Genomic DNA, 12306 nt, shown 5'->3' with positions numbered 1-12306 from the left:
CCTCAACGCCCTGAAGTAATGTGGTAATGCACAAAAACCTGTGGGAGCGGGCTTGCCCGCGAAGGCGTAGTGTCAGTCGACATCAGTGTTGTCTGACACATCGCTATCGCGGGCAAGCCCGCTCCCACAGGGTCTGCGTGTATCAAGGGAACTATCAGGCGTGCTTTTTGCGGTACTCACCGGGTGAAATGCCGAAGCGTGTTTTGAACGCGGTAGAAAAGTAGCTCGAATCCGAAAACCCCCAGGAATACCCCAGCACCGACAACTTCTGCTCCGTACGTGTTTGACGCAGGGATTCGGCGCACAAATCCAGTCGCCGATTCTTGATGTACCGCGCCACTACCAGGCCCTTCCTGGCGAACATCCGGTACAAACCCCGCGTCGACATACCGACCTCGCCCGCCAGCCATTCGGGGCACAATTCTTCCGAGCGGATGTGCTCGTCAATAAAGCCAAGGGTCTTGCGGAAGGCCCGTTCATGCGCATCACCGCACTCTTCACTGTGACTGATCGCCGGGCGCAGAAGGCTGACAATGGCCTCCAGGGTCGCTTCGCTTTCTTGCCGGCTAAGGTTTGTCTGGGACGTAGCGTCCAGTACCAAGCGGTGAGACAGCATCGCAATCGGGGACGTCCCGACGATCCGGTGACCGCACTTGACCTGATTGAAGCGCAGGGTTTGCTCGACCAGTTGCGACGGCAAAATCAGCGACAACTGCCGGGAGTTTTCACTGTAGGTGAAGTCGCTGGGGCGCGAAGCATCGATGAGCGTGATGTCACCCGCCGAGAGTAAAACCTTGTTGTCACCCTGGGCCATGCCGGCCGTGCCGTCGAGCTGGAACACCGCAAAGTATTTCCCGCCCTCTCCGGCAGCGACTTCCAGTGGCGTGCGGAACAGTCGAGCCTGGCAGGCATCGACAAAGCTGAGTTTCAGCGTGCCGTCCTGGTGTTCCCGGATATCGCCGGCAAACTCAGCGCCCAGAGGTTGCGCATTGAAGGCGCCACAGATCTGGTTGATCTGATGAATCCACTGATCAAAGCCATCACGGCGTTGTGCAATTGAAGAAATCATGTCGGGCCTCACGCAGGCTTATTTTTATTGTCTACGCCAATCCACAGGTTCTCCTGAACAGTCATTCTCCCTGAACGATAACGGGCTACTTGAGCCCGCCAAACCGCCGATAGAAACTTTCACCCACATCCGGCAATGGGCCATCGGCGGTTTCCAGCGCACTGTTCAACCATTCTTCGGCTTTGGCGTAGATCAGCCGGTAAATGTTGCGGCACAACTGGCGGGCGGCCCGACCTTCCCAATCACCGGGCAACAACTCGTCCGGCAATTGCGGGTCGCGCAATAGCAATTTGCGGTACTCATGAATAAGCAGAACCCGCGCCAGGAAACAATCGGAGGGTTCGAGGTTCTCTTGCTCGCGAAGTGCTTGCCAGAGCGGTCGGAACAGCTGAATGAACTCGCTGTAATGGGTCGCCAGCTCTTCGATGTTCCAGCTCTCGCGCACCTGCAAACGCAGGGCCTTGGAGGCCAGCACGTCCTGCGCGGTGGTTTCGAAGACGATGGTCTCTTCCTGGGCGCCGAGGTCGAGCAAGGTTGCATTGAGATCGGTACGGTCGCTGCGCGGACAGGCCAGCACGGCCGGCGAAATCGCACCAAAACCTTGCCACTCGAGTTCTTCGCGCACTTGTTTGCGCTTGTCCTGGGTCAGTTGCGTCAGCATCACCAGGCACCAGGAGCCATCCCACGCCGGCACGGTGGAGCTGTAGACCCGCTTGAATGCCTTGTCGAAACGCCGGCGACCGGTGCCGGTCAGGCTGTAGTAACTGCGGCGCCCGACTTTCTCGGCGGTCAGCCAGCCTTCCTTGGTCAGACGGAAGATCGAGGTGCGAATCAGCCGCTCGTTGATGCCGATGGGCTCGAGCAATTGAATCAGGCTGCCCAGCCAGACCGTTCCGCCGTGGGGTTCGATGGCATCGCCGTATAACGTGATGATCAAGGAGCTGGCGCGGATAGGCGTCTGCTCCTGGAAGCGGGTAATCAGATGGTTCAACGGTGTCAGGGACGACATGGGCGTACCGAGCTAAAAAAGAAAAGGAATATACCGAATGCCAGCCAATTAAGCGCAATCCCTGTGGCGAGGGGATTTATCCCCGTTCGGCTGCGAAGCAGTCGTAAAAATCTATGTTGTAGCCGAAATTTTCAGGGCCGCTTCGCAGCCCAACGGGGATAAATCCCCTCGCCACAGCTCGCTCCCACAGGGGGGTGTTCACAGGCTGCTGCCTTTTGGCCGCAAACCGCTGTCGCTGATACGTGGGCGATCGGGTTCCGGTTCGGTCAGCGGCTCGCAGACCTGCATCTGCTCAAGGCAACGCTTGGCCAGTTGCTGATATTCGCGAGTGCCCGCCTGCTTCCATGACACTTCCTCATCGCTGAGGCTGCGCTTGACGCTGGCCGGTGTGCCCATCACCAGTGACTGCTCCGGGCATGCGAATCCGGCTTTGACGAAGGCTGCTGCCGAGACGAATGAGCGAGGGCCAATCCGCGCGTTGTCCATCACCACCGCATTCATGCCCACCAGTGCATCGGCACCGATCCGGCAACCGTGCAACACCGCGCCGTGACCAATATGGCCGTTGCGCTCCACCACCGTGTCGCTGTCCGGAAAACCGTGCATCACGCAGGTGTCCTGCAGATTGGCGCCCTCCTCCAGCACGATCCGGCCAAAGTCCCCGCGCAGACTGGCCAGCGGCCCGACATAGCAATGGGGGCCGACAATCACGTCACCGATCAGGACGGCCGACGGATGAACGTAAGCAGTGGGATCAACCACCGGGGTCAAGCCATCGAGGCTGTAGCAAGTCATGGGACGTTCCTTTAAGCGCAATGCCGGGTGTATTTGCAAAGCGATGCCGATATGGGGTCATTTTGTATCACATCGCTTTTACCAGCACAAAGACAAAAATCCGTATCACTTAATCACGGCCTTTGAAAAAGGCCCGACAATGCGTCTAGTGCAACCATCTAAGCTAATAAAACCGGCAATAAGCCGCTGTAAAGCCTCCTCATAAAGCTATCACCCAAACACCACCCACTCATCAATAAGACACATTAATTCTATTTTATAGTTGTATTTTAGTATCACGTTGTAGATATACTCAGGCAAAACCGGCCCACCGAGCCGATCCAATAATGAGCCGGCATTACAGCCGAGCGTGCACCGTGAGGGCATCCGCCATGCCTCTAACCCTTGCTATCGAGTTCATCGAGCCGGGCGTCCGCCTGATTACCCTGCAGCGCCCACAAGCGCTGAACGCCCTGACCACCGAATTGCTCGGTGAACTGGCGGACGAACTCAACGCTGCGCAGACCGATCCCGACACCCGCGCCGTAGTCCTGACCGGCAGCCGAAAAGCCTTCGCGGCCGGCGCCGACATCAAGGAAATGGCCGAACGCAATCTGGTCGGCATCCTCGACGACCCACGCCAGGCGTCGTGGCAGACCATCACCCGTTTCAACAAACCGCTGATCGCCGCCGTCAACGGCTTCGCCCTGGGCGGTGGCTGCGAACTGGCGATGCACGCCGACATCATCATTGCTGGTGAAGATGCGCGCTTCGGTCAGCCGGAAATCAATCTCGGGATCATGCCCGGCGCCGGTGGCACCCAACGCCTGCTGCGCGCCGTCGGGAAATCCATGGCCATGCAAATGGTGCTGACCGGAGAAGCGATCGACGCCCGCCAGGCCCAACGTGCCGGCCTGGTCAGTGAAGTGACCCAACCGGAATTCACCGTCGAACGCGCCCTGCAAATCGCCCGCAGCATTGCCGGCAAGGCACCGCTGGCCGTGCGTCTGGCCAAGGAAGCGCTGCTCAAGGCGATGGACACCGACCTGGCCAGCGGCCTGCGCTTCGAACGCCATGCCTTCACCGTGCTGGCCGGCACCCGCGACCGCGATGAAGGCATCCGGGCCTTTCAGGAAAAGCGCACGCCGACCTTCATCGGGCAATAACCCGGTCACCCCCAATAAAAAAGCAGCGAACGACCTCTCAGAGAGCGCCATGACCATGAACTTCGAACACATCCTGTTTTCCATCGAGGCCGGCGTCGCCCTGCTCAGCCTCAATCGGCCGGACCAGCTCAATAGCTTCAACGCGCAGATGCAAGGCGAAGTGAAGGAAGCGCTGAAACAGGTCCGCCAGAATCCGGACGTGCGCGTCTTGCTGCTGACCGGTGAGGGTCGCGGTTTCTGCGCCGGACAAGACCTCAGCGACCGCAATGTCGCGCCGGGAAGCGCCGTGCCGGATCTCGGTGAGTCCATCGAGAAGTTCTACAACCCGCTGATCCGCCAACTGCGCGACCTGCCGATGCCGGTAATCTGCGCGGTCAATGGCGTGGCGGCCGGGGCCGGCGCCAATATCCCGCTGGCCTGCGACCTCGTACTGGCGGCACGTTCGGCGAGTTTCATCCAAGCCTTCTGCAAAATCGGCCTGATCCCTGACTCCGGCGGCACCTGGACCTTGCCGCGCCTGGTCGGCATGGCACGCGCCAAGGCGCTGGCCTTGCTTGGCAATCGCTTGAGTGCCGAGCAAGCCGAGCAATGGGGACTGATCTACCGCTGCGTGGATGACGCGGAACTGCGCAATGAAGCCCTGACGCTGGCTCGTCAATTGGCCACGCAACCGACTTACGGACTGGCACTGATCAAGCGCAGCCTGAACGCCAGCCTGAGCAATACGTTTGACGAACAGCTGGAGCTGGAAAAAGACCTGCAGCGTCTGGCCGGACGCAGCGAGGATTACCGTGAAGGCGTCAGCGCGTTCATGGAAAAACGCAGCCCAAGCTTCAAGGGGCGCTGAGTCATGACTGCACTGAACACTAACGCGCGCATCGCGGTGATTGGCGCCGGTGCCATGGGCGCCGGCATTGCGCAGGTCGCCGCACAGGCCGGCCATCCAGTGCTGCTGCTCGACAATCGTCCCGGCGCTGCTGCGCAGGCGATCGATGGCATTGACCGACAACTGGGCAAACGCGTCGAAAACGGCAAACTCTCGGCCGAAGCACGCACTGCAACCATCGCCCGTCTTCAGGCTGTGGAAGCCATCGAAGCGCTGGCCGATTGCGAGCTGATCATCGAAGCCATCGTCGAGAACCTTGAGGTCAAACGCGCCCTGTTCCGTCAGTTGGAAAGCATCTGCGGCGAGCACTGCATTCTCGCCAGCAATACCTCGTCGCTGTCGATCACCAGCATCGCTGCGCAATTGCATCACCCACAACGCCTGCTCGGCCTGCACTTCTTCAACCCGGCGCCGGTCATGGCGCTGGTGGAAATCGTCTCAGGCCTGGCCAGCGATCCAGCACTGGCCGAGTGCCTGTATGACACCGCCAAAACCTGGGGCAAAAAACCAGTGCACACCCGCTCCACGCCGGGTTTCATCGTCAACCGCGTGGCCCGGCCGTTCTATGCCGAGAGCTTGCGTTTGCTCCAGGAAGGCGCCGCCGATTGCCCGACCCTCGATGCACTGATGCGCGATGCCGGTGGTTTTGCCATGGGCGCTTTCGAGCTGACAGATCTGATCGGCCATGACGTCAACTATGCCGTGACCTGCTCTGTATTCGACGCCTATTACGGCGACACGCGATTCCTGCCGTCGTTGATCCAGAAAGAACTGGTCGACGCCGCGCGGCTGGGGCGCAAAAGCGGTCAGGGCTTCTATCGCTATGCTGACGGTATCGAGCGTGCGCAGCCCGCCTCGATCAGCAGCGAACGAACCGTTGAAACCTGCGTCGTGGAAGGCGATCTTGGTATTGCGCAGGGGCTTATCCCACGCTTGCGCGAACACGGCGTCGAGGTCATTCAGCGCGACGGCCGAGGTTTGCTGCGGGTCGGCGACGCGTTGCTGGCGTTGAGCGACGGGCGCATGGCCAGTCAACGGGCCAATGAGGACGGCCTGCGCAATCTGATCCTGCTGGATCTGGCGTTCGACTACGGCAAGGCCAGCCGAATCGCTATCAGCTGTTCGGCAGGCATCGATCCATCCGCTCTCGAACAAGGCGTCGCGCTGCTGCAACGGGCCGACCTCAAAGTCAGCCTGCTCAGCGACAGCCCGGCCCTCGCCGTGTTGCGCACCGTCGCCATGCTCGCCAACGAAGCCGCCGATGCCCTGCTGCAAGGCGTTGCCTCGTCCACCGACATCGATCTGGCGATGCGCGCCGGGGTCAATTACCCCCAAGGCCCGCTGGCCTGGGCCGATGCCATCGGGCTTTCGCAGATCCTCACCGTGCTGGAACACCTGCAAGCCAGTTACGGCGAAGAACGTTATCGGCCGTCGCTGCTGTTGCGCCGTCGGGTCGCTGAAGGAAGGACATTCCATGACAAACCATGAAGCAATGAATCTGGCCAGCACCTGCGCGCAAGCGATGTTCAAGCGCGACGCCGCCAGCCAGGCAATGGGCATGCGCCTGCTCTCAGCTGCGCCCGGCTGTGCTCGCGTTGGGATGAACGTGCGCGCCGAGATGATTCAGGGCCACGGCACCTGCCACGGCGGTTACCTGTTTGCCCTCGCCGATTCAGCGTTTTCCTTTGCCTGCAACAGCTACAACGAGGCCACGGTAGCCATCGGTTGCAGCATCGACTACATCGCCCCGGCACGCCTGGGCGACACCTTGACGGCCGATTGCACCGAGCAAAGCCGTTCCGGTCGCACCGGTAACTACGACGTACGCATTGAAAACCAACAGGGCCAACTGATCGCCCTGTTCCATGGCAAATCCTACAAAGTGCGCGGCGCTGTGCTGACGCAGGAGAACCCGAATGAATGACGCCTTGATCATCGATGCGGTGCGGACCCCGATCGGCCGCTACGCCGGAGCCTTGAGCAGCGTGCGCGCCGACGACCTCGGCGCGGTGCCGCTGCGCGAATTGCTGCGCCGTCACCCGCAAGTCGACTGGAATGCCGTTGATGACGTGATCTACGGCTGCGCCAACCAGGCCGGCGAAGACAACCGCAACGTCGCGCGCATGTCGGCGCTGCTGGCCGGGTTGCCGGTCAGCGTGCCGGGCACCACCCTCAACCGTTTGTGCGGTTCCGGGCTGGATGCCATCGGCACCGCCGCCCGGGCGATTCGCTGCGGCGAGGCCGGGCTGATGCTGGTCGGCGGTGTCGAATCGATGTCCCGTGCACCGCTGGTGATGGGCAAGGCTGAACAGGCGTTTTCCCGCGACGCTCAGGTCTACGACACCACCATCGGCTGGCGCTTCGTCAATCCGCTGATGAAAAAAACCTATGGCATCGACTCCATGCCGGAGACCGCCGAGAACGTCGCCGAGCAGTTCAACATTTCTCGCTCCGACCAGGACGCCTTTGCCCTGCGCAGCCAGCAGCGCGCCGCCGCAGCCCAGGCCAGCGGCCGCTTTGCCAAAGAAATCGTCGCGGTAGAAATCCCCCAGCGCAAAGGCCCGGCCAAAGTGGTCGAGCACGACGAACACCCCCGGGGCGATACCACGCTTGAGCAATTACAGAAGCTTGGCACGCCGTTTCGCGAAGGCGGCAGCATCACCGCCGGCAACGCGTCCGGGGTCAACGATGGGGCTTGCGCACTGTTGCTGGCCAGCCCGGAAGTCGCTAAACGCCACGGTCTGAAGGCTCGCGGCCGGGTCGTCGCCATGGCCACCGCTGGCGTCGAACCCCGCATCATGGGCATCGGCCCGGTGCCGGCAACGCGCAAGGTACTGGAACTGGCCAACCTGAGCCTCGCCGACATGGACGTGATCGAACTCAACGAAGCCTTTGCCGCACAAGGCCTGGCAGTGTTGCGCGAACTCGGCCTGAGCGACACCGATGCACGCGTAAACCCGAACGGCGGCGCGATTGCCCTCGGTCATCCGCTGGGCATGAGCGGCGCGCGGTTGGTGACCACCGCCCTGCATGAACTGGAAGAGCGTCAGGGTCGCTACGCCTTATGCACCATGTGCATCGGCGTTGGCCAAGGCATCGCGCTGATCATTGAGCGCCTGTCCGACTAAAGAACCGCGATTCCCGAGGAGCCGAGAGGTATCCTTGGGGCATGCACTCTAAGCCCTTGTGCGAAAGGGCTGAAACACAAAAATAATTCGAGTGAAGTTATGAACATGCCAATTGCCAACGCCGTGCTTGATCCAGTGCTGGACCCGATTGAAACCGCCAGCATCGACGAACTCCGTCAGCACCAGCTGGATCGGCTGCGCTGTAGCCTGAAACACGCGTACCAGAACGTGCCGCTGTACCGTCAACGCTTCGATGCGCTGGGCGTGCACCCGGATGACATCAAGTCGCTGGAAGACTTGGCGAAGTTTCCTTTCACCACCAAATCCGACCTGCGCGACAACTACCCCTACGGCATGTTCGCCGTGCCGATGCATGACGTCGTGCGCCTGCATGCTTCCAGTGGCACCACCGGCAAACCGACTGTCGTCGGCTACACCCAGAACGACATCGACACCTGGGCCAACGTGGTCGCCCGCTCGATCCGCGCGGCGGGTGGCCGACGTGGCGACAAAGTGCATATTTCCTATGGTTACGGCCTGTTCACCGGCGGACTCGGCGCCCACTACGGTGCTGAGCGCCTGGGTTGCACGGTGATTCCGATGTCCGGCGGGCAGACCGAGAAACAGGTGCAGCTGATCAAGGATTTCCAACCAGACATCATCATGGTCACCCCGTCGTACATGCTTAACATCGCCGATGAAATCGAGCGTCAGGGCATCGACCCGCACAAACTGGCCCTGCGCCTGGGCATCTTCGGCGCCGAACCCTGGACCGCCGAACTGCGCAGCGCCATCGAAGCGCGCCTGGGCATTACCGCCCTGGACATCTACGGCCTCTCGGAGATCATGGGGCCAGGCGTCGCCATGGAATGCGCGGAAACCAAGGACGGGCCGACGATCTGGGAAGACCACTTCTACCCGGAAATCATTGATCCGGTTACCGGTGAAGTGCTGCCGGACGGGCAGATGGGCGAGCTGGTGTTTACGTCGCTGAGTAAAGAAGCGTTGCCGATGATCCGCTATCGCACCCGCGACTTGACGCGTCTGTTGCCGGGCACTGCGCGGCCGATGCGGCGTATCGACAAGATCACTGGGCGCAGCGATGACATGTTGATCATTCGCGGGGTTAACGTGTTTCCGACGCAGATCGAGGAACAGGTGCTGAAAATCAAACAGCTTTCGGAGTGTTATGAGATTCATCTGTATCGCAATGGCAACCTGGACAGCGTGGATGTGCATGTGGAGCTGAAGGCTGAGCATCAGCATCTGGGAGAAGATCAGCAGAGAGCTGTCGCCGCCGAGTTGAGTCGGCATATCAAGACGTATATCGGGATCAGTACGCGGATCGTTTTGCAGCCTCTGCATTCGATCAAGCGGTCTGAGGGCAAGGCTTGTCACGTGCTGGACAAACGCCCGAAAGCATGACTGCTGCACCCTTTATGGCCCCGCTTTTTGCGGGGTTTTTTTTGGGTTTTTTTTGTACATATCCGTTACCGAAGAAATGGATATACACACATAACAACCTCTCCCAAAGCGACCACTCATCCCGAAGTGATACAAAAACACATACGACACGTTATTTTGTGTTTGATATTAATTTATGTATCGCTTATAAAGTTCTCCATGCCATCAAGAAGATTCACGGCGGGAGCCCCCCATGTACGCACAGCTCGTAGAAACCGGCGTCAAGCGCATAAAAGACCTGTCGGAGATGTCTGACCAGGAACGCGCCTTCCAGGAAAAAATCGATTCAGAAATCAAGATCGAAGCCAAAAACTGGATGCCCGATGCCTATCGCCAAACCCTCATCCGGCAGATCTCCCAGCACGCCCACTCCGAAATCGTCGGCATGCTGCCCGAAGGCAACTGGGTCACCCGCGCGCCATCGCTCAAACGCAAACTGCAACTGATGGCGAAGATTCAGGACGAAGCCGGCCACGGCTTGTACCTCTACAGCGCCATGGAAACCCTCGGCGCCGACCGCGATGAAGAAATTGCCAAACTGCACAGCGGCAAAGCCAAGTATTCGAGCATCTTCAACTACCCGACGCTGAACTGGGCCGACATGGGCGCCGTGGGCTGGCTGGTGGACGGCGCGGCGATCGTCAATCAGGTGGTGTTGCAGCGCACTTCTTATGGCCCCTACTCCCGGGCCATGGTGCGGATCTGCAAGGAAGAGAGCTTCCACCAGCGCCAGGGCTACGAAATCCTCCTGACCATGATGCGTCACGGCAACCAGGCGCAGAAAGACATGGTCCAGGACGCGATCAACCGCCTGTGGTGGCCGTCGCTGATGATGTTCGGCCCGAGCGACGAACACTCGCCAAACAGCGCCCAGTCCATGGCCTGGAAAATCAAACGCCAGAGCAACGACGAACTGCGCCAGCGCTTCATCGACCAGACCATCCCGCAGCTGGAACTGCTGGGCTGCACCTGCCCCGACCCGGACTTGAAGTGGAACGCCGAGCGCGGCCACTACGACTTCGGCGAAATCCAGTGGAACGAGTTCTACGAAGTGCTCAAGGGCAACGGCCCGTGCAACCAGGAACGCGTTGCCACCCGCCGCAAAGCCATTGAAGACGGTGCCTGGGTCCGCGAAGCCGCAGTCGCCCACGCTCGCAAAAAACAGAACAAGAACGCCGCCTGATCGGCCACCTGATGTGGAGTCACTGATATGTCTGAATGGACCCTTTTCGAAGTTTTCGTGCGCAGCAAGCACGGCCTCAACCACAAGCATGTCGGCAGCGTGCATGCCGCCGACACCACCATGGCCATCGAGAACGCGCGCGAGTTGTACACCCGCCGCAGCGAAGGCGTGAGCCTGTGGGTCGTGCCTTCGGCACTGATCACCGCGTCGTCGCCCGATGAAAAAGACCCGCTGTTCGACCCCGCGGACGACAAGGTTTATCGCCACGCCAGCTTCTACGAGTTGCCGGCTGAAGTCGGGCACATGTGAGGTCGACCATGAACAAGCAGACTGATCTGATCGAATACCTGCTGCGCCTCGGCGACAGCGCCCTGATCCAGGGCCAGCGCCTGTGCCAATGGTGCGGCAAGGCCCCGGCGCTGGAAGAAGAACTGGCGCTGATGAACGTTGGCCTCGACCTGGTGGGCCAGGCACGCAACTGGCTGGAATACGCCGCCGAACTGCTGAACGACGGTCGCGACGCCGATCACCTGGCGTTCCGTCGTGATGAGCGCGCCTATCGCAACCTGCTGCTGGTGGAACAACCCAACGGCGACTACGCGGTGACCATCCTCAAGCAATTCCTCTACGACGCCTGGCACCTGCAAGTACTCAGCGGCCTGAGCCAGTCCAGCGATGAGCGCATCGCCGGCATTGCCGCCAAAGCCGTGAAGGAAGTCACCTATCACCTGCGCCGCTCCGGTGAATGGGTTGAGCGTCTGGGTGACGGCACCGAGGAAAGTCATCAGCGCATGCTCGCGGCCATCCCTGAGGTTTGGCGTTTCACGGTCGAGCTGACCAGTGCTGACGACAGCGAGCAACGCCTGTGCGATGCCGGCGTCACCCCGGACGCTGCGCAAGTCGCCGCGGCCTGGCAAGCCAAGGTCAGCGAGATTTTCGCCAGCGCCACCCTGCCCGTGCCTGCCGCACCGAGCTATTTCTACCTGAATGCCCGCCGCGGCTTGCACACCGAACACCTGGGCATTCTGTTGGCCGAGATGCAATCACTGCCACGAGCGTACCCCAATGCAACCTGGTGAGCTGATCGCCAGCGACCAGGGCGCACGGCCGGCTCAGCCAACCGACCTGGCCGCTGCCTGGGAGACGTTGGCGCACGTCATGGACCCGGAAGTGCCGGTGGTCAGCGTCGTCGACCTGGGCATCGTTCGCGATCTCGACTGGCAGGCCGGGCACCTGCACGTGGTGGTCACGCCGACCTACTCCGGTTGCCCCGCCACCGAAGTGATCGAAAGCGATATTCGTGAGGCGCTGGAGCTCGCCGGGTTCAAGGCGCCACACCTGGAACGCAAATTGACCCCGGCCTGGACCACTGACTGGATCACCGACAGCGGTCGCGAACGCCTACGCGCCTACGGCATCGCGCCGCCCAACGGCAGCACCAGCAAGCGCAGCCTGCTCGGCGAAAGCCCGGTGATCGTCTGCCCGCAATGCGGCAGCGCGCACACCGAAGTACTCAGCGAGTTCGGTTCCACCGCGTGCAAGGCGCTGTACCGCTGCGTCGATTGCCGGGAACCGTTCGACTATTTCAAGTGCATCTGAGCGGCGATCGGCCGTCCCAGCTGGAGAA

Annotated in this window: 13 protein-coding genes; 10 read left to right on the top strand and 3 right to left on the bottom strand. The window is 60.8% G+C overall.

The annotated features are described in order from the left end of the window. Positions 1-154: 154 nt before the first annotated feature. The 3 genes from feaR to paaY all read right to left on the bottom strand — a co-directional run bounded on the left by feaR (position 155) and on the right by paaY (position 2873). Positions 155-1069: a transcriptional regulator FeaR gene (gene feaR, locus ACXPVS_RS11120; protein WP_458509978.1), complete on the bottom strand. Its 915-nt coding sequence runs from the start codon at positions 1067-1069 to the stop codon at positions 155-157. Between the two features lie 85 nt (positions 1070-1154). After that, on the bottom strand, positions 1155-2078 hold the full coding sequence (paaX, locus tag ACXPVS_RS11115) for a phenylacetic acid degradation operon negative regulatory protein PaaX (RefSeq protein WP_458509977.1): 924 nt from the start codon (positions 2076-2078) through the stop codon (positions 1155-1157). Between the two features lie 198 nt (positions 2079-2276). Further along, positions 2277-2873: a phenylacetic acid degradation protein PaaY gene (gene paaY / locus ACXPVS_RS11110; protein WP_458509976.1), complete on the bottom strand. Its 597-nt coding sequence runs from the start codon at positions 2871-2873 to the stop codon at positions 2277-2279. 371 nt (positions 2874-3244) lie between these two features. On the opposite strand from paaY, the gene paaF reads away from it, so the two are divergent. The 10 genes from paaF to paaD all read left to right on the top strand — a co-directional run bounded on the left by paaF (position 3245) and on the right by paaD (position 12278). Beyond that, entirely contained in the window at positions 3245-4018 is a 774-nt protein-coding gene (gene paaF, locus ACXPVS_RS11105; RefSeq protein WP_458509975.1) for a 2,3-dehydroadipyl-CoA hydratase PaaF, read from the top strand. A 55-nt stretch (positions 4019-4073) separates the two neighbouring features. Further along, positions 4074-4865 carry a 2-(1,2-epoxy-1,2-dihydrophenyl)acetyl-CoA isomerase PaaG gene (gene paaG / locus ACXPVS_RS11100; RefSeq protein WP_458510126.1) on the top strand — a complete coding sequence of 264 codons (792 nt, stop codon included), beginning with the start codon at positions 4074-4076 and terminating at the stop codon, positions 4863-4865. Positions 4866-4868: 3 nt separating this feature from the next. Further along, complete coding sequence (gene paaH, locus ACXPVS_RS11095; protein ID WP_458509974.1) at positions 4869-6392, top strand: 3-hydroxyacyl-CoA dehydrogenase PaaH; 1524 nt, start codon at positions 4869-4871, stop codon at positions 6390-6392. After that, the gene (gene paaI, locus ACXPVS_RS11090) at positions 6379-6828 is read left to right on the top strand and encodes a hydroxyphenylacetyl-CoA thioesterase PaaI (protein WP_458509973.1); all 450 of its coding nucleotides are present in this window, start codon (positions 6379-6381) and stop codon (positions 6826-6828) included. Before paaH ends, paaI begins: the two co-directional genes overlap by 14 nt. Further along, positions 6821-8032 carry a 3-oxoadipyl-CoA thiolase gene (gene pcaF / locus ACXPVS_RS11085; RefSeq protein ID WP_458509972.1) on the top strand — a complete coding sequence of 404 codons (1212 nt, stop codon included), beginning with the start codon at positions 6821-6823 and terminating at the stop codon, positions 8030-8032. The genes paaI and pcaF overlap by 8 nt, the downstream gene beginning before the upstream one ends. A gap of 99 nt (positions 8033-8131) precedes the next feature. Beyond that, positions 8132-9457, top strand: coding sequence for a phenylacetate--CoA ligase PaaK (paaK, locus tag ACXPVS_RS11080; RefSeq protein ID WP_458509971.1), 1326 nt, complete (start codon positions 8132-8134; stop codon positions 9455-9457). A gap of 232 nt (positions 9458-9689) precedes the next feature. Next, the gene (gene paaA / locus ACXPVS_RS11075) at positions 9690-10679 is read left to right on the top strand and encodes a 1,2-phenylacetyl-CoA epoxidase subunit PaaA (protein WP_111449688.1); all 990 of its coding nucleotides are present in this window, start codon (positions 9690-9692) and stop codon (positions 10677-10679) included. A gap of 27 nt (positions 10680-10706) precedes the next feature. Next, positions 10707-10988 (top strand): 1,2-phenylacetyl-CoA epoxidase subunit PaaB, encoded by a 282-nt coding sequence (gene paaB, locus ACXPVS_RS11070; protein WP_003208899.1) that lies wholly within the window; start codon positions 10707-10709, stop codon positions 10986-10988. 8 nt (positions 10989-10996) lie between these two features. Next, the gene (paaC, locus tag ACXPVS_RS11065) at positions 10997-11758 is read left to right on the top strand and encodes a 1,2-phenylacetyl-CoA epoxidase subunit PaaC (protein WP_458509970.1); all 762 of its coding nucleotides are present in this window, start codon (positions 10997-10999) and stop codon (positions 11756-11758) included. Next, a complete protein-coding gene (paaD, locus tag ACXPVS_RS11060) occupies positions 11745-12278 on the top strand; it encodes a 1,2-phenylacetyl-CoA epoxidase subunit PaaD (protein WP_458509969.1) in 534 nt (177 codons plus the stop codon). Before paaC ends, paaD begins: the two co-directional genes overlap by 14 nt. The last annotated feature ends 28 nt before the right edge of the window (positions 12279-12306 follow it).

It is taken from the genome of Pseudomonas sp. Ma2-10, from assembly GCF_054330215.1.
The sequence above is the reverse complement of the archived record's forward strand: the minus strand, read 5'-3'. Positions and strand labels throughout refer to the sequence as shown.

Excerpts from the sequence above, each read along its gene's own strand:
- feaR (WP_458509978.1), bottom strand. The coding sequence starts at position 1,069 with ATGATTTCTTCAATTGCACAACGCCGTGATGGCTTTGATCAGTGGATT.
- paaX (WP_458509977.1), bottom strand. The coding sequence starts at position 2,078 with ATGTCGTCCCTGACACCGTTGAACCATCTGATTACCCGCTTCCAGGAG.
- paaY (WP_458509976.1), bottom strand. The coding sequence starts at position 2,873 with ATGACTTGCTACAGCCTCGATGGCTTGACCCCGGTGGTTGATCCCACT.
- paaF (WP_458509975.1), top strand. The coding sequence starts at position 3,245 with ATGCCTCTAACCCTTGCTATCGAGTTCATCGAGCCGGGCGTCCGCCTG.
- paaG (WP_458510126.1), top strand. The coding sequence starts at position 4,074 with ATGAACTTCGAACACATCCTGTTTTCCATCGAGGCCGGCGTCGCCCTG.
- paaH (WP_458509974.1), top strand. The coding sequence starts at position 4,869 with ATGACTGCACTGAACACTAACGCGCGCATCGCGGTGATTGGCGCCGGT.
- paaI (WP_458509973.1), top strand. The coding sequence starts at position 6,379 with ATGACAAACCATGAAGCAATGAATCTGGCCAGCACCTGCGCGCAAGCG.
- pcaF (WP_458509972.1), top strand. The coding sequence starts at position 6,821 with ATGAATGACGCCTTGATCATCGATGCGGTGCGGACCCCGATCGGCCGC.
- paaK (WP_458509971.1), top strand. The coding sequence starts at position 8,132 with ATGAACATGCCAATTGCCAACGCCGTGCTTGATCCAGTGCTGGACCCG.
- paaA (WP_111449688.1), top strand. The coding sequence starts at position 9,690 with ATGTACGCACAGCTCGTAGAAACCGGCGTCAAGCGCATAAAAGACCTG.
- paaB (WP_003208899.1), top strand. The coding sequence starts at position 10,707 with ATGTCTGAATGGACCCTTTTCGAAGTTTTCGTGCGCAGCAAGCACGGC.
- paaC (WP_458509970.1), top strand. The coding sequence starts at position 10,997 with ATGAACAAGCAGACTGATCTGATCGAATACCTGCTGCGCCTCGGCGAC.
- paaD (WP_458509969.1), top strand. The coding sequence starts at position 11,745 with ATGCAACCTGGTGAGCTGATCGCCAGCGACCAGGGCGCACGGCCGGCT.